16 protein-coding genes are annotated in these 16,616 nt (G+C 67.4%); 7 read left to right on the top strand and 9 right to left on the bottom strand.

What is annotated here, in order from left to right:
* Positions 1-77 precede the first annotated feature (77 nt).
* Positions 78-647, bottom strand: coding sequence for an N-acetyltransferase (locus tag N1F91_RS11250; protein WP_289992192.1), 570 nt, complete (start codon positions 645-647; stop codon positions 78-80).
* A gap of 111 nt (positions 648-758) precedes the next feature.
* Positions 759-1,892, bottom strand: coding sequence for a type III PLP-dependent enzyme (locus N1F91_RS11245; protein ID WP_289992190.1), 1,134 nt, complete (start codon positions 1,890-1,892; stop codon positions 759-761).
* Positions 1,893-4,134: 2,242 nt separating this feature from the next.
* On the opposite strand from N1F91_RS11245, the gene N1F91_RS11240 reads away from it, so the two are divergent.
* The 4 genes from N1F91_RS11240 (at position 4,135) to N1F91_RS11225 (ending at position 8,060) form a co-directional block, all read left to right on the top strand.
* Positions 4,135-5,334, top strand: a complete 1,200-nt coding sequence (locus tag N1F91_RS11240; RefSeq protein WP_289992225.1) for an amidase — start codon at positions 4,135-4,137, stop codon at positions 5,332-5,334.
* 1 nt (position 5,335) lies between these two features.
* Complete coding sequence (locus tag N1F91_RS11235; RefSeq protein WP_289992189.1) at positions 5,336-6,235, top strand: LysR family transcriptional regulator; 900 nt, start codon at positions 5,336-5,338, stop codon at positions 6,233-6,235.
* An 86-nt stretch (positions 6,236-6,321) separates the two neighbouring features.
* Positions 6,322-6,987 (top strand): DUF1007 family protein, encoded by a 666-nt coding sequence (locus N1F91_RS11230; protein ID WP_289992187.1) that lies wholly within the window; start codon positions 6,322-6,324, stop codon positions 6,985-6,987.
* Positions 6,987-8,060, top strand: a complete 1,074-nt coding sequence (locus tag N1F91_RS11225; RefSeq protein ID WP_289992185.1) for a nickel/cobalt transporter — start codon at positions 6,987-6,989, stop codon at positions 8,058-8,060. The genes N1F91_RS11230 and N1F91_RS11225 overlap by 1 nt, the downstream gene beginning before the upstream one ends.
* Positions 8,061-8,176: 116 nt before the next feature.
* Here N1F91_RS11225 and denD read toward each other — a convergent pair whose 3' ends face one another.
* The 6 genes from denD to N1F91_RS11195 form a co-directional block, all read right to left on the bottom strand.
* Positions 8,177-9,145, bottom strand: a complete 969-nt coding sequence (gene denD / locus N1F91_RS11220) for a D-erythronate dehydrogenase (RefSeq protein WP_289992183.1) — start codon at positions 9,143-9,145, stop codon at positions 8,177-8,179.
* A gap of 2 nt (positions 9,146-9,147) precedes the next feature.
* Positions 9,148-9,348 carry a hypothetical protein gene (locus N1F91_RS11215; protein WP_289992181.1) on the bottom strand — a complete coding sequence of 67 codons (201 nt, stop codon included), beginning with the start codon at positions 9,346-9,348 and terminating at the stop codon, positions 9,148-9,150.
* A complete protein-coding gene (locus tag N1F91_RS11210; RefSeq protein ID WP_289992179.1) occupies positions 9,348-10,106 on the bottom strand; it encodes an SDR family oxidoreductase in 759 nt (252 codons plus the stop codon). The genes N1F91_RS11215 and N1F91_RS11210 overlap by 1 nt, the downstream gene beginning before the upstream one ends.
* Positions 10,107-10,196: 90 nt before the next feature.
* Complete coding sequence (locus N1F91_RS11205) at positions 10,197-11,177, bottom strand: cation diffusion facilitator family transporter (protein WP_289992177.1); 981 nt, start codon at positions 11,175-11,177, stop codon at positions 10,197-10,199.
* Positions 11,178-11,309: 132 nt separating this feature from the next.
* Positions 11,310-12,035, bottom strand: a complete 726-nt coding sequence (locus N1F91_RS11200; RefSeq protein ID WP_289992176.1) for a GNAT family protein — start codon at positions 12,033-12,035, stop codon at positions 11,310-11,312.
* A 37-nt stretch (positions 12,036-12,072) separates the two neighbouring features.
* Positions 12,073-12,771: a GNAT family protein gene (locus N1F91_RS11195; protein ID WP_289992175.1), complete on the bottom strand. Its 699-nt coding sequence runs from the start codon at positions 12,769-12,771 to the stop codon at positions 12,073-12,075.
* Between the two features lie 66 nt (positions 12,772-12,837).
* On the opposite strand from N1F91_RS11195, the gene N1F91_RS11190 reads away from it, so the two are divergent.
* From N1F91_RS11190 to N1F91_RS11180, 3 genes are all read left to right on the top strand, one after another.
* Positions 12,838-13,107, top strand: a complete 270-nt coding sequence (locus N1F91_RS11190; protein ID WP_289992173.1) for a type II toxin-antitoxin system VapB family antitoxin — start codon at positions 12,838-12,840, stop codon at positions 13,105-13,107.
* Between the two features lie 3 nt (positions 13,108-13,110).
* On the top strand, positions 13,111-13,521 hold the full coding sequence (locus N1F91_RS11185; RefSeq protein ID WP_289992172.1) for a type II toxin-antitoxin system VapC family toxin: 411 nt from the start codon (positions 13,111-13,113) through the stop codon (positions 13,519-13,521).
* A 116-nt stretch (positions 13,522-13,637) separates the two neighbouring features.
* Positions 13,638-14,825 carry a pyridoxal phosphate-dependent aminotransferase gene (locus tag N1F91_RS11180; RefSeq protein WP_289992171.1) on the top strand — a complete coding sequence of 396 codons (1,188 nt, stop codon included), beginning with the start codon at positions 13,638-13,640 and terminating at the stop codon, positions 14,823-14,825.
* Here the strand turns inward: N1F91_RS11180 and N1F91_RS11175 are convergent.
* Entirely contained in the window at positions 14,813-16,591 is a 1,779-nt protein-coding gene (locus N1F91_RS11175) for an SLC13 family permease (protein ID WP_289992169.1), read from the bottom strand. The genes N1F91_RS11180 and N1F91_RS11175 overlap by 13 nt on opposite strands.
* Positions 16,592-16,616: the final 25 nt, after the last annotated feature.

Genomic DNA, 16,616 nt, shown 5'->3' with positions numbered 1-16,616 from the left:
CGCCGGAGCTTGCGCGGACAGGCGTGCGGGGACTCGCGCGGCCGTGCAGCAATGCGGAGAAGACTGCGCCGCCGGAACTAGGCCGCCATCCGCTTGCGCTCCGCCTTCGCCTTGCGGCCGGCCGCCTTCAGCGTGCCCCTGGCGCCGTCGAGCCAGCCCTCGATGAGTTCGAGCGCCAGGAACCTGCTCTTCTCGTAGGGGCCGGGCATCGACAGCGCGTCGGTCTTGCCCGCCGAGAACCCGAAGCGGGCATAATAGGGCGCATCGCCCACCAGCAGGATCGCGCCATGGCCGAGCCGCCGCGCCTCCGCGATCGCTTGGCGCATCAGCGCCGAGCCTATGCCGGCCGACTTGACCGAAGGGTCAACCGCCAGCGGCCCGAGCAGCAGCGCGGGTGCGCCGCCCTCGCCGGCCGTGACGTCCCACAGGCGCACGGTGCCGACGAGCCGGCCGTCGGCGTCCTTCGCCGAAAAGGCGAGCCCCTCCGACGGACGCCGCCCGCGCCGCAGCTTCTCCGACGACTTGCGCTTGCGGCCGGAGCCCATGGCCCGGTCGAGCAGCGCCTCGCGCTGGGCGACGTCGGCAGCGGTTTCGGCGTGAATCATCGGCGCAACGCCGGCGCCGGTCATGGCAAGGTTGCAGTTCATCTCCGCGATCCTTCACAAGCGGATGAATTGTCCACGAGCGAACCCGTCGCCGGGGCGAAACCCCGGCGGCAGGCATGATCTGAAGGCGTCCGGCAGAAGGCCGGCGAGCCGTCAGATCACGTAGGATCGGAGCGGCTCGAAGCCGTTGAAGGCGACCGAGGCGTAGGTCGTCGTGTAGGCGCCCGTGCCCTCGATCAGCACCTCGTCGCCGATGGTCAGCGACAGCGGCAGCGGATACGGCGTCTTCTCGTACATCACGTCGGCCGAATCGCAGGTCGGGCCGGCCAGCACGCAGGCACCGAGCTCGGTGCCGTCGCGCGGGGTGACGATCGGGTAGCGGATCGCCTCGTCCATCGTCTCGGCCAGCCCGCCGAACTTGCCGATGTCGAGATAGACCCAGCGCACGTTGTCGTTGTCGGCCTTCTTGGAGATCAGGACGACTTCCGACTTGATGACGCCCGCATTGCCGACCATGCCGCGGCCCGGCTCGATGATGGTCTCCGGGATCTGGTTGCCGAAATGCTTCGACAGCGCCTCGAAGATCGCCTGGCCATAGGCCTGCGCCACCGGCACGTCACGCAGGTAGCGCGTCGGGAAGCCGCCGCCCATGTTGACCATCTTGAGCACGATGCCTTCCTCGGCCAGCGTCGCGAAGACGCGCTTGGCGTCGCCGAGCGCGCGGTCCCAGGCGGTCAGGTCGCACTGCTGCGAGCCGACGTGGAACGACACGCCATGAGCCTCGAGGCCGAGCTCTCGCGAGCGGCGCAGCACGTCGACCGCCATCGCCGGTACGCAGCCGAACTTGCGCGACAGCGGCCACTCGGCGCCCTCGCCGTCGGTCAGCACGCGGCAGAACACGCGGCTGCCGGGGGCGGCGCGGGCGACCTTCTCGACCTCTTCAACGCAATCGACCGCGAACAGCCGGATGCCGAGCTCGAAGGCACGCGCGATGTCGCGCTCCTTCTTGATGGTGTTGCCGAAGGAGATGCGCTCGGCCGGCGCGCCGGCATCCATCGCCATCTCCACCTCGGCCACCGAGGCGGTGTCGAAGGACGACCCCATCGAGGCGAGCAGGCGCAGGATCTCCGGCGCCGGGTTGGCCTTCACGGCGTAGTAGATCTTGCTCTGCGGAAGCGCCTTCTCGAAGGCGCGGAAGTTGTCGGCGACCACGTCGAGGTCGACCACCAGGCAGGGGCCGGCGGGACGACGGGTGGCGAGGAAGTCGAGGATACGCTGGGTGGCCATCGGGTCTCTCCAATCGCGCCTTTCGGGCGCGCACAAGCAGGCTCTGCGACGCCGGCCGTCAGCCGCGCGAACACAGGGTGGACAAAGTCGAGACGTCGAAGGCGTGGAGCCAGCCGGTGGAGACCCCGGAACCACGCAATGCCGTCTCGCGGCGATGGATCACGACCGCCCGGCCGTAATCCGCTTTGTCTGCCTTGGCTTGGATGGGAGATCCCAACCGCACTGCCGGCAATGATGGTGTGCCTCTTCAGTAACCCCGGTCTTTGGACGACCGGAAGAGAACCAGAAAGGCCCGCACCGTCGTTGCTTCAAGGTGTCCTCGGATCGGCGGTTGGCCGTCGAACCGACCGGAGGGGTTAGCTCCGGTTACCTTACCGATTTCCTCGCCATTCGAGGGACCGGCGGACACCCACAGGCACGTGCGACTTTGGGCAAGCGCGGATATAGGGACAGGGGGTGTCACAATCAACGGAAAAATCACGTCGCCACGAAAAACTTCGTGTACGTAAGACGAGCGGCGCGACGGCGGATTGCCGCCGTGGCTCGCATCGGCCAGACGGCCGCTTGCCAGGATTTGGGGAGCCGACGCGACATGAGTCTGGCGCTTGCGATCGCCGTGGTGATCGGCACGCTCCTGCTCGTCGTCTTCGCGCTCCATCAGGTGTTCAAGTCCTTCAGGACAAGTGCCAAATCCCCGCCCCACTCGGCGCCACCGATGACGCGCCGCGTCAAGGCGCTGGCGTCCCGGATAGGCGAAATCAAGGCCGGTCATGAGGCGGCCCATGCCGCCGTTGCGGGCCTTGACCCCGGCGCTTCCATCGATGACGCCCTCGCCGCCTTCACAAGGCACGCACCGGGTGCCACCCTCGTCGCGGATGCCGATGCTCTGGGAGAGCGGTTCGACGCAACCGGCCACGCGCCCTGTCTCGCCGTCATCGCCGGCCTGGCCCCTCGCGAGTCCGAATCAGCCGAGGCGAAAGCATCGGCGAAATGCGTCCGCCATGCCGTTGCCGACGTGCTGCGGCGCGCCCCGCCGGCGCTCGCGAGCGATCTGGTGGACCGGCTTGCGCGGGACGACCCGGACCGCTGGACGTGGCTCGCCGGCGAAGGCCGGATCCTTCGGGAGGTCGCGACCCGGCTGCGCTCGATGGACGCCAATGAGGCTGGGCGCGTCGAAGCCCTCGACCAGGATCTTGCCCGGCATCGCACGAAGCGCGACATCGAGGAGGCTGAAAGGCAACTCGCTTTTTATGAGGGCCGCGCCGAAGTCGACAGCACCTATGTCATGGCAACCGAGTTCGTCCGCTGGAGCCTGCTTCCCGGCACCGGCCTCCACGAGCGCTTCGACGGGCTCGTCGCACGCAATTCTGGTCATCCGAGCTGGCGCGAGTTGCGGCTGCAAATGGACCTCATCCTGATCGAGCGAAACCTGCACAGGGACGTTGCCGCCGCCACTGAGCGCATCGCGGCCGGTTTCGACGACCCCGAGCCCTTCGTGGTCGACATTGCCGCCGAAGTCGCCACCGACCTCATCGAGCAGGGCTATCTGGACGAAGCCTTCCGCACCCGGATACACGATGGTATGCGGCGAGCCCGAATGAGGGGCATCTCGGACGGCGCGAAGCTGGCGGCGCTGGAAGCGGCTCTCGAACGGCCTGCCCGCGGCGAACCGGCGGCGACGGTCGAACGCCCGGGAATCACCGTCGAGGAGGCCGAGCAGATCCTGTCGGATATCGAGACATATGTAACGGTGGCGAATCCCAATCGCGTGGGCCGCGATCTCGTGCGGATCGGCAAGCTGGCCGATCCGGCATTCACCGAACGAGTGGCCGAGTTCGTGAAGCAGCGTTCGCTCCAACCCGACTGGCGCATCGTCGCGCTCGACATGGATCTCATCCGGATCGACGGCTCCTGGCGCGACTTGGCCGAGGCCGACCTGCCGATCCGTTTCGAGGATGCCTGCCATCCGGACCTGGAGGGCATGGCCGCGCGCCTCGACGGCGCCTTCGACGACGAGGACGAAGCCGTCGTCGACAATGGAGCCGACATCGCCGCCATCATCATCGAGCAGGGCTACCTGGACGAGGATTTCCGCGAACGGATGCGGGTGGGGCTGAAGCGCGCCCGGGCGCGGCATGGGCCGAAGCTCAGCGCCCTCGACAGGCTCGAAGCGGCGCTCGACGCGCTTGCGCAATCGCATCCGCTGAACGATGCTCGCGCCGACGTTTCACCGGCAAAGACGATGACCCGCATGCATGACGCCTACAACGCCTTCCTCGACCGGAACGAGCCCGCCCCCGAAAGCGCATCGACCGGGCCGCTGGCCGGCCTGACGCTGGCGGTCAAGGACATCTACGACATCGCCGGCCAGAAGACCGGCGGCGGCAATCCCCAGAAGCTGGCCGAGGCGGACCCGGCCGTGCGCACCGCGCCGGCCGTGCAGGCGCTGCTCGACGCCGGCGCGCGCTTCGTCGGCCGCACCCAGACCGACGAGCTGACCTTTTCGCTGATGGGCCAGAACGCGCACTACCCATTCCCGGTCAATCCGGCAGCACCCGACCGCGTCACCGGCGGCTCCTCCTCCGGCTCGGCCGCGGCGGTGGCGGGCGGCCTGGCCGACGTCGGCCTCGGCTCCGACACCGGCGGCTCGATCCGCGGTCCGGCGAGCTTCTGCGGCCTGATCGGCCTGCGCCTCACCCACGGCGCTGTCTCGCTCGACGGCGCGATGCCGCTGGCCCCCTCGCTCGACACCTTCGGCTGGTTCGCGAAGGACATCGCGACCTACGAGCGGGTGGCCGACATCCTGCTTCCCGCCGATCCGCACGATGCGGCGCGCCGCTGGAAGCCGATCCGGCTGGCAATCCTCGACAACCTCGTCCTCGGTCCCGCCGAGCGGGCGGAATACGAGCGGATGGTCGGGACCGTCGCACGCGTCATCGGCACGCCGGAGACGGCGCAGCCCCTGCCGCAATCGATCGACGATCTCTACTGGGCCTTCCGCCGCATCCAGGCCGCCGAAGCCTGGGCCGTCCACGGCCCGTTCATCGCGTCGGGCGACCGCAAGCTCGGGCCGGGCGTCAAGGAGCGCTTTGAATTCGGCGCCACCATCGACGCGGCGACCGTGCGGCACGAAACCGCCGTGCGCGACGCCTTCCGGGCCGCGCTCGCCGACAGGCTGGGCACGGGCGGCCTCCTCGTCCTGCCCACCATGCCGGGCGCCGCGCCGCTGACCGACACCGGCTTCGACGCCATCCAGGCCTATCGCGAGCGCGCGCTGCGGCTGCTCTGCCTGTCGGGCCTCGCCGGCTTACCGCAGATCACCCTGCCGCTCGGCACCGTCGACGGCGCGCCCTTCGGCCTCTCGCTGCTCGGCCCGGCAGGCAGCGACCGCGCGCTGATCCGCCTTGCCTGCACAATCCTCGCCAGCACCGGAACCACCTGACATGGACACCCTCACCCGCATGCGCGCCTTCATCGACGTGGTCGAGGCGGAGGGGTTTTCGGCGGCGGCGCGCAAGATCGGCCGCTCCAAGGCGCTGCTGTCGAAGTATGTCCGCGAACTGGAAGACGAACTCGGCGCGCTGCTGCTCAACCGCACCACGCGCCAGTTCTCCATGACGGAGGCGGGCCACACCTATTACAAGCGCGCCGTCGAGATCATCCGCGAGATCGACAGCCTGGCCGACACGGTGCGCGAATCCTCCGGCGACGTGCGCGGCCGGATAAAGCTTTCGGCGCCGCGCACCTTCGCCGATGCGCCGATCGGCCAGAGCCTGATCGACTTCGCGCTGGAGCATCCAGACATCGTGCTCGACATCAATCTCGACGACCGCTTCGTCGACCTTGTCGAGGAGGGCTTTGACCTCGCCATCCGCATTTCGCGGCTGGAGAACTCCTCGCTGATCGCGCGGCGGCTGTCGCCCTTCGGCGTCCGGCTCTGCGCATCGCCGGCGTTGATCGAGCGCGTCGGCATGCCGCAGAGCCCGCAACAGCTGGCATCGCGTCCCTGCATCGTCGACACCAATGGCCGCTGGCTGTCGAACTGGCCGTTCAAGGGCGACGGGGGCGAAATGGTGAGCGTTGCGGTCTCCGGCCCCATCGAGGTCAACAGCCCGCTGACGGCGCGGGCCGCCGCCGTCTCCGGGCTGGGCTTCTCGATCCTGCCCGACTTCATCGCCGCGCCCGAGATCGAAGCGGGCAACCTCGTGGCGCTGATGGACGACCGGATGTATTCGGGCGGGGGTATCTTCGCCGTCTACCCGCACCGCCGCTACCTGCCGGCAAAGGTGCGCGTGTTCGTGGATTTCTTGGTGCAGTGGTTCAAGGCCAAGGGCGTGGCCTGAGGAGACGACAGTCCCAATTCCGCCAGCTTTGTGATAGAAAACATCGGCCAAATCACCACATCCGGCAGGGACCCGTCAGCCGTCCGATGCATCATCTCGCAAGATCGATCTTCCTTTCGACCGTCTGTGCGGCAACGCTGGCCGTCCCGGTCCCCGCCCTTTCCCACCCTCACGTCTTCGCCGAGGCCCGCCTCGACGTGACGGTGACGCCCCAGGGTGACGTCAAGTCGCTGCGCCATCTCTGGCGCTTCGACGATCTCTTCTCTTCCACCGTGCTGCTCGAGTTCGATGCCAACAGCGACCTGAAGCTCGATGCCGACGAACTGAAGGAAGTCTCGCGCGTCGTCTATGATTCGATCGGCGACTACGGCTATTTCCAGATGGTCCGCGCCGACGACAAGCCGGTGGCCATGAAGCCCCCGCCAGGGCTGATGGTCGACTACCAGGACGACCAGCTGATCATCCTGTTCGAATCGGAACCCGAAAGTGAGCTCAAGCTGGCGGGCAAGCTCGATTTCGGCGTTTACGACCCGACCTTCTATACCGCGATCGACTTCATCGAGGACGACAACATGACGGTCGACCATCTGCCGCAGGGATGCGCCAGCGCGGTCGTGAGGCCGGATCCGGACGAAGCGCTGATCCAGAACCAGGCCAAGCTGACCGAGGACTATTTCAACGATCCGACCGTCGAGGACATCGGCGCCTTGTTCGCGACGCGTCTCCAGATCACCTGCGGGGCCGCCGGCTGATGAGCAAGACGTTCGTGCGAGCCGTCTTCGCGGTTCTCGCCATCACCTACGTGCTGACCCATTTCATGGTCCACGCCCACGCCCAGAGTTCGCTCGGCATCGGCACCAACGAGGCAACGCTGCCGCAGACGGGTTTGCTGTCAGGCCTCCTCAACTGGGTGAACGTCCAGCAGCAGGGGTTCTACCGCGCGCTCACCGGCACGCTGAAGGCGATGCGCGAGGACGGCTCGAAGCTCTGGCTGCTTGTCGGCCTGTCCTTCGCCTATGGCGTGTTCCACGCCGCCGGCCCCGGCCATGGCAAGGCGGTCATCTCCTCCTACATGCTGGCAAACGAGGTGGCGCTGCGGCGCGGCGTGATGCTGTCCTTCGTGTCGTCGCTGCTGCAGGGCGTGACCGCGATCGTCGTCGTGGGCATGGCCTTCCTGGTGCTGCGCGGCACCGCTCTGTCGATGACCGACGCGACCTGGTTCCTCGAGACCGCGAGCTACGGCCTGGTCACGGCCTTCGGCGCCTGGCTGTTGTGGCAGAAGCTCGCGCCGCGCATTGCCCGGTGGGCGGGCCGCGCACCGGCGCACAGCCTGTCGGCGGCCGCCGTCGCTCCCGGCCACGCGCATGCCCATCACCACCATCATGGGCACGATCATCACGATCACGACACCCACGTCCATCATCGCCATGACCATGCGGCGGGCGAGGTCTGCGCCACCTGCGGCCACGCCCATGCGCCGGACCCTGCCATGATCTCGGGCGACCGCTTCGACTGGCGCACCGCCTGGTCGGCGGTGGCAGCCGTCGGCCTGCGGCCGTGCAGCGGCGCGCTGATCGTGCTCACCTTCTCGTTCCTGAACGGGCTGTGGCTCGGCGGCATCGTCTCGGTCTTCGCCATGGCCATCGGCACGGCGATCACCGTCTCCACGCTGGCGACGATGGCCGTGATGGCCAAGAACCTCGCCGTGCGGATCGCCGGCGACGGTCGCACCGGCAACGTCATCCACGCCGGCATCGAGATCGGCGGCGCTGCATTGGTGTTCCTGCTCGGGCTGGTGCTGCTGACGGCGAGCCTGCAGGGCTGAGCGGGAATTGCGGGGACAGTTCACTTAATTCGGTCGACCACCGCGGCGAAGTTTCGGTGGAGCCCGGGTCGAATTAATTAAACTGTCCCCGCAATTCTTCGCGCATCCAACGTGGTCTACGCCATCTCATCCTCGATATGCGCCCGGATGATCTGGTCGAATTTCTCTTCGGCGACGAAGCCCAGCGCCCGCGCACGCTCGGCCGAGAACCGCGTCGGCCAGTTCCTCACGATCGACCAGACCGTCTCGTCCGGTTCCTCGCGGATCAGCCTGACGACATTGTTGCCCGCGACGCGCTCCAGCGCCTCGATCTGCTCGCCCACGGTGACGGCGACGCCCGGCATGGTGAGGTTGCGGCGCGGGCCGATTGAGTCGCCGTCGAGGCTCGCGGCATGGACGAGGAATCCCACCGCCGAACGCGGGCTCGCATGGGTGTGCAGCACGCTGCGCGGCACCGGCAGCACGGCCTCGAGGCCGGCGAGCGGTTCGCGGATGATGCCGGAGAAGAAGCTCGACGCCGCCTTGTTGGGCTTGCCCGGCCGGACGCAGATCGTCGGCAGGCGGATGCCGACGCCGTCGAAGAAGCCGCGCCGCGAATAGTCGGCCAGAAGCGCCTCGCCGACCAGCTTCTGCGTGCCGTAGGAGGTGAGCGGCGTCGGGTGGAACTCGTCGGGAATGATCTCGGGAAACGGCGCGCCGAAGACGGCGATCGACGAGGTGAAGACGACGCGCGGGCAATAGCCCTCGCCCGCCTGCCGGATCGCCTCGAACAGCGCGCGCGTACCGTCGAGATTGACGCGGTATCCCTTTTCGAAATCCGCCTCCGCCTCGCCCGACACCACGCCGGCAAGGTGGAAGATCACGTCCGGGCGCGGGGCGATCAGCCAGTCCGCCGCGTTTTCGTCCGCGAGATCGCCGGTCATCGCCGAGACGGTGGCGCCCGGAATGTCGGGCGCGTGGGGCGGCACGATGTCGTGCAGGTGCAGTTCGGCGACCTGCCGCCCGCCGAGGCCGCCGTCGCGGGCGATCCGTTCCGTGAGCTTGCGGCCGATCATGCCGGCCGCCCCGGTGATCAGGACACGCATGGTCAGTCCTCCCGCTTCGCTCGGCCGCGCAGCCAGAACACGCCGAAGAAGGCGAGGACGAAAAGAGCTCCGACGAGTGCCGCCAGGAACGGCGAAATCTCGCCCAGCGCCAGCATGATCGTCGGCATGAAGAAGGCGACGAGGCCGAACCCGCCGAGGATGAGGGCGGCCGCGATGGCCGCGTTGCGTGTCTTTTCGTCCATTACAGCGTCCAGCCTCCGTCGACCGGGATCGCCACCCCCGTGGTGAAGGCGGCCTCGTTGGAAGCGAGGTAGACGGCGAGCGCAGCGATTTCCGACGCCTCGCCGACACGGCCCATCGGCTGGCGCGAGACGAACATCTCCATCGCCTTGTCCGTGCCGCCGACCGACCTGCCCAGTTCCTCCACCCGCGCCTCCCAGGAAGGCGAGCGCACGGTGCCCGGGCAGATCGCATTGCAGCGCACGCCCTGGCGCACATAGTCGATCGCGACAGCCTTCGTCAGTCCGATCACGGCGGCCTTCGTGGCGCCATAGACGTATCGGTTCGGCGCGCCCTTGATGGAGGAAGCACCCGACGACATGTTGACGATCGAGGCCGAAGCGCCGGTATCCTTCGCCCGCGAGAGCATGCCGGGCAGGAAGGCGCGGATCATCCGGTGCATGGATTTCACGTTGAGGTCGAAGGAGAAGTCGAAGGCGTCGTCGTCGCAGTCGAGCACGGTGCCGTGATGGACGAAGCCCGCCACGTTGACCAGAATGTCGATGGGCCCGACCTTTTCGGCATAGGCGGCAACCGCCTTCGACGACAGTACGTCGAGCTTCGCCTTCTTCGCCTTCGCCAGCCCGTCGAGCTTGTCGCGCGCGATGTCGGAGGCATGCACGGTCGCGCCCTCGGCCACGAAGGCCTCCGCGATTGCCCGCCCGATGCCCTGCCCGGCGGCCGTCACCACCGCGACCCTGCCCTTCAGTCGTCCCGCCATGTTTCCTCCGGTCCAACGCTTGCGCCTCGATCGGGCGCTGCCCTCATGACGCCTAGCTACGGCTTTTGGATCGAGAACGCAAAGCAACCGTCAATGCAGATGCCGATGCCCAACGTTCGGATCGTCTGGACGCTCATGTCCGTGCTCCTCATGATGGCTGTCGGCGCAGCAGTCGAACTCCGGCTCCACCGTGGCGTGGCCGATGCCGTGCGTGGTGGCCAGCCGCCGCTTGATCGCGCCGATGGCGGCGTGCGGGTCGGCGCCCGGCACCAGTCTCGCATGCAGCGTCGCCACGTTGCGCGTGCCGTCGAGAGACCAGACGTGCATGTGGTGCACATCGCGCAGCTGCGCCACCGAGGCAACGAGATCGCGCGCGACGCCGTCGCGGTCGATGCCGACCGGGCTTCCTTCCAGCAGCACGTGACCCGCGTCGCGCACCAGGCCATAGGCGCTGCGAAACAGGAGCAGCGCGACCAGCACCGACAGGATCGGGTCGATCGGATACCAGCCGGTGGCGAGGATCACGCCGGCAGCGGCCAGCGCGGCGACGGAACCGAGCAGGTCGCCGATGACGTGCAGCAGCGCGCCCCGCATGTTGAGGTCCTGGCGGTCTCCGCCGTGCAGCACGAGAAAGGCACCGATATTGACGGCGAGCCCGATCAGCGCGATGGCCAGCATGGGTCCGCCCAGAACCGCGCTCGGCTGCTCGAAGCGCTGCCAGGCTTCCCAAACGATCCACCCGCCGATGACGAAGATGGCGAGCCCGTTGGTGTAGGCGACGAGCGTCTTCAGCCTGTCGTAGCCGAAGCTCAGCCGCGCCGTTGCCTGCCGCCCGGCGAGGTGGAAGGCGTACCAGGCGAAGAACAGCGCCACCGAATCGGTGAGCATGTGGCCGGCGTCGGCGATCAGCGCCAGCGAGCCCGTCAGCACGCCGCCGACGGCTTCCGCCAGCATGAAGCCCCCGGTCAGCACCGCAGCGATCAGGATGCGGGACTTGCTGGTGGCCTCGGCGCCATGCGCGTGGCCATGATGGTCGTGACTGTGGTGAGAATGTGCGTGAGCGTGTCCCAATACCTTGCCCTTCCGGCTGTCGGTTCCGACGATCGATGGGTTGGCGGAATTCGCCTGCCGTCGCCCATTGGTCCCCCCGAGCAGCCGAAAAGGCAAGCCCCGCAGTGTCGCACGCGCGACGACGAAGGCACGTCACGGGTTGTGAAAATCCTCCAGCCGGCGGATCTGCCGGCCAGCCGCATCGAAGTTCGACGGATCCAGCCAGGCCCGGTAGGCGTCGCGGATCGGCGGCCATTCCTCCGCCATCAGGGTGAAGACCGCGACGTCGGCGCTGCGCCCGTCGTGGACGTAGCGCTGGCGGATCACGCCGTCGCGGCGCCAGCCGATCCGCGCGATGTTGCGGAGCGCGGCTTCGTTGTCGAGCGCGATGTGGCATTCGTAACGCCGGAAGCCGCAGGTCTCGAAGATCAGGCACCCCATGAGATAGGCCATTTCCGTGGACGACGTGCCGCGCTGCATCGCCCCGCCGACCGCCGACAGCGCCAGTTCAACCGAGCCATGCACGTAGTCGATCGAACTGAGGCACCTGACGCCGGTCGCGCGGCCGCTCTCCTTGTCGATCAGGGCGAAATAGAGCCGCTTCGGTCGCCCACGCCGGAACGGCCGCGCCAGACGATGCAGCAGCGTCGCACGACTCGCTGTCGCGAATGCCTTGAAGAAGGCGCCCCGGCTGTCGAAACGCTGCAGGCCGGTGTGCTGCAGGTGTTTCGAAACGGTCTCTGCCGACCCGCCGAAGGCGTCCCAGATGTCGGCGCCGTGAAGACGCATGTCGAGCGGAACGATGCGCGCGTGCCGCCCCTCCAGCGGCGTGAGCGGGATGTCGCGCACGCCTCGCCAGTCCCTGACCTCGACGCTCATGGCAAGACCTCCCGGACGACCCGGCGATTGTTCACCGCTAGAGCCTGAACTCCTCCAGCCGCTTGACCTGTTTCCCACCATTGTCGAAGTTCGCCGGATCGAGCCAGCTTTCGAAGGCCTTGCGCAGCGGCGGCCATTCGCTGTCGACGATCGAGAACCAGGCCGTGTCCCGGTTCGCGCCCTTGACGATCATATGCTGCCGGAACACGCCCTCGAAGGTGAAGCCGAAACGCTCGGCCGCCCGCTTGGACGGTTCGTTGCTGTCGTTGCATTTCCACTCGAAGCGCCGATAGCCGAGATCATCGAAGACATGGCGGGCGAAGAGGAAGAACGCCTCGGTCGCGGCCGGACGACGCGCCATCCCGGGTCCCCAGCAGATGTTGCCGATCTCGATCACGCCGAAGGCCGGGTCGATCCGCATCAGCGTCTGCCGGCCGAGCACGCTGCCCGTCGCCTTGTCCACGACGGCGAAGAACAGCGGGTCCTCGCTCGCCGCCGACTTCTCCAGCCAGGGCTGGAAGGAGGCGCGGTCGGCGGGCGGATACTCGAACAGCCAGCGGAACCGCTCCTCCGCGCCGGGAGCTGTCGACGCCGCGTACAGGCCGTCGCCGTGCCGGGCGGCATCGAGCGGCTCCAGCCGCACCAGCCGGCTTTCGAGCGGCAGGCGCTGAGGACGTGGGCGGATCGTCCATGCGGATAGGTCTGTCACGGGCAGCCTCCTTGAAGATGGCACCATAGCAGCATATGCTTCCATCGCTTGCGCCCAGTGGAAGCGATTGCGCTGAGCCAGAGGACGGAACAGTTGGCCATCACCATCCGCAACAAGGAAACAGAGGATCTGATCCGCACGATCGGTCGCCGCACCGGCGAAGGCCCGAGTGCGGTGATCCGTCGCCTGGCACGGAAAGAAGTGATCGGGCAGCAGGCGGACGGCGTTCCCCAGGAGGAAGTGGAACGTCGACAGGCTTTCATGGCCGATTTACGGAGACGCTACCCGCCCCCCGAGCCGAAGCCCTCCTGGAAAGAAGTCGAGGACGAGATGAATTCCATCTTCGGGGCCGATTTCGAGTAGCCGATGGAGATCGTGATCGACACCTCGGCCTTCGTGGCAATCTATCGCGGAGAAAAGGAATTCGCGCTTTGCGAACTGGCCATTGCGCGAGCGTCGAGGATATACGTTCCGGCTTGCTGTCGCCTCGAGGCTGCGCTGTTGCGGCGGCCTGGCGCCGACTTCTTCGAGTGGTTCAGCCTCTTCACGAGCCTTCCCGTGTATCAGGGCGCAGAGCTGACCGGCCGGGTGATGGAGATCGCGATCGCGAGTGCCCGGAGCTACGGCAAGGGCAGCGGCCATCCCGCGCAACTGAACTTCGGTGACTGCCTGGTCTATGCCGTCGCCAAGGAGCGCGACCTGCCGCTGCTCTTCGTCGGCACCGACTTCGGCCGCACCGATCTTACACCCGTGATACCGGACGGAACGACCGGATAGGCGAGCCGCCGAGCCTTCTTCGCCTGCGCCAGTGTCGGTGCGCCGACCGCTTGCACCCGGTTGCCGATCCGTCCCTCGCCGATATAGAAATCTGCACCGACAGGGGAGTGAGAACAGTGCTTCATACCGTATCCGCGTTCGACCGCATCGGCGAGGAGAACGCTTTTGCCGTGCTCGCCCGCGCCACCGCCCTCGCCGCAAAGGGCAAGGACGTCATCAATCTCGGCATCGGCCAGCCGGATTTCCGCACGCCAGACCACATCGTCGAGGCCGCCATCAAGGCGTTGCGCGACGGCCATCACGGCTACACGCCCGCCACCGGTCTGCTGGCCACGCGCGAAGCGGTCGTGCGCCGGACGCTGGCGACCACGGGCGTCGAGGTCTCGCCCGAGAACGTCATGATCCTGCCCGGCGGCAAGCCGACCATGTACGGCGCGATCACCATGTTCGGGGAGCCGGGGGCGGAAATCCTCTATCCCGATCCGGGTTTCCCGATCTACCGCTCGATGATCGAGTTCACGGGTGCGACGCCAGTCCCGGTGCCGATCCGCGAAGAGAACGGCTTCGCCTTCTCGGCCGAAGAGGTGCTGGCGCTGATCACGCCGAAGACGCGGCTCTTGATCCTCAACTCGCCCGCCAACCCGACCGGCGGCGTGACGCCGAAGGCCGAGATCGACCGGCTGGTGGCAGGCTTGGCCGCGTATCCGGACGTGGCGATCCTGTCGGACGAGATCTACGACGTGATGACCTATGACGGCGAGACCCACCAGTCGCTGCTCGCCTATCCCGAGATCCGCGACAGGCTGATCGTGCTCAACGGCTGGTCCAAGACCTGGGCCATGACCGGCTGGCGCATGGGCTGGTCGATCTGGCCGGATGGCCTCTACGACAAGATCCGCAAGCTGGCCGTCAACTGCTGGTCCTGCGTCAACGCACCGGCGCAGTTCGGCGGCATCGCCGCCATCGACGGCCCGCAGGACGAGGTGGAGAAGATGATGCGCGCCTTCGACCGGCGGCGCGGCATCGTCGTGGAAGGGCTGAACAGCCTGCCCGGCGTCTCCTGCATCACGCCCAAGGGCGCCTTCTACGCCTTTCCGAACGTCAAGGAGACGGGTTGGAAGGCAAAGGCGTTGGCCAATGCCCTGCTCGACGAAAAGGGCGTGGCGCTGATCGGCGGTCCCGACTTCGGCATCCTGGGCGAAGGCTATCTCAGGCTGTCCTACGCCAATTCGGAAGAAAACATCCTGCGCGCCATCGAACGCATGGAGGCCTTCCTCCGCTCAGTCCCGCCTCAGAAATCGTAGAAGAGGTAGATGGCGCTGCAGACGGCGACGCCGACGATGAGATTCATCGGAATGCCGATCTTCAGGAAGTCCGAGAAGCGGTAGTTGCCGGCGCCATAGACCAGCGTGTTGGTCTGGTATCCGATCGGCGTCGCGAAACTCGCGCTGGCGCCCATCATCACGGCGATCAGGAACGGCCTCGGGTCGGCGCCCATCTGGGTGGCGAGGCCGATGGCGATCGGCGCAACCAGCACCGCCACCGCATTGTTGGTCACGAGTTCGGTGAGGACCGAGCACAGGACGTAGATCGCGACCAGCGTCGCGAACGGCGGCAGTTCTCCCAGGGTCGGCGCGAGGGCGTCGACGATCAGGCCGACACCGCCCGATCGTTCGAGGCCCGCGCCGATGATCAGCATCGAGAAGATCAGCACCAAGATCGAGCCGTCGATCGAACCCCAGGCCTCCTCGCTGTCGATGCAGCGCAGGACGAGGATGCCGGCCACCGCGAGCATGGCGAGGATGCCGATGTCCATCACGCCGAGCGCCGACAGCACCACCACGGCGATCAGCGCGATGAGTGCGAGCGGCGCCTTGCCACGGCGGTAGGGTCGGCCGCTCGGTCGCGACACCGATATCAGGTCGGCGTCCTCGGTCAGCGCGTCGAAATTGTCCGGCGGCCCTTCGAGCAGCAGCTTGTCGGCCGGCCGCAGCTTGACGCTTTCGAGATCGGAGCCCGGAATATGGCGATGGCGGTGGGCGCCGAGCACCCGCACGCCGTAGCGGCGGCCGAGCGTCAGATCCATGATGCGCTCGCCTGCCGTGGAGCGGTGGGGCGCGACGACGGCCTCCACCACGACGGTCTCGCCGGTACGCTCCTGCCCGCGCCGCATGCCGACGCGAAGTCCGGTCTTCTCGTTCAGCGTCAGCAGTTCCGACGTGTTGGCGACGATGATGAGCGAATCGCCCTTCTTCATCACCCGCTCCTGGAGATTGTCGCGGACGATCTCGTTGCCGCTCCGAAGGCCGAGGATGCGCAGCCCCGAGCGCTTGAAATCGGACAGTTGGCCGATCTTCTGCTGGGTAAAGCGGCCTTCCGCGCGAACCGTCACTTCGGACAGGAACTCTGTCTCGGTATTGGCAGCGGCGTTGCCTTCGTCCCGGCGATCCGGGAGGAGGTAGCGCCCGAGCACGACCATGACCAGCGTGCCGGTCAGCGCCGCCACGACCCCGACGGGGGTGATCTCGAAGATCGAGAACGGCGCCAGACCGCCGGCGCGCGCCACGCCGTCGACGAGGATGTTGGTGGAGGTGCCGATCAACGTGCAGGTACCGCCGAGAATCGCGGCGTAGGAGATCGGGATCAGCAGACGGGTCGACGCGATGCCGACCGCGCGCGCCAGCCGGAAGCCGATGGGGATCAGGATCAGCACCACCGGCGTGTTGTTCATGAAAGCGGACGCCACCACCGTGCCGAAAAGCAGCACCGCCACGGCGAAAGCAGGGCGGCGCGCCGCCTTGTCGATCAGCGTCCCGGCCAGGCTTTCGAGCACGCCCGTCCGCACCAGAGCGCCCGACAGCACGAACATCGCCGCGATGGTGATCGGCGCGGGGTTGGAAAACGCCCCCATCGCCTGGTCCGGCGTTGTGAGGCCGAACAGCAGGAATACGGCGGCGCCCGCCGCGGCAGTCACCTCCGGCGGATACTTTTCAACGATGAACGCAGCGAGCAGCAATCCCAGAAGGGCCAGCGCCGCATAGCCTTCATATCCCGCGATCAGGAAATCCATGGGGTCCTACTCCGGCGTCGCCCGG

It is taken from the genome of Aquibium sp. ELW1220 (assembly GCF_030398385.1).
Classification (GTDB): Bacteria; Pseudomonadota; Alphaproteobacteria; order Rhizobiales; family Rhizobiaceae; genus Aquibium.
The sequence above is the reverse complement of the archived record's forward strand: the minus strand, read 5'-3'. Positions and strand labels throughout refer to the sequence as shown.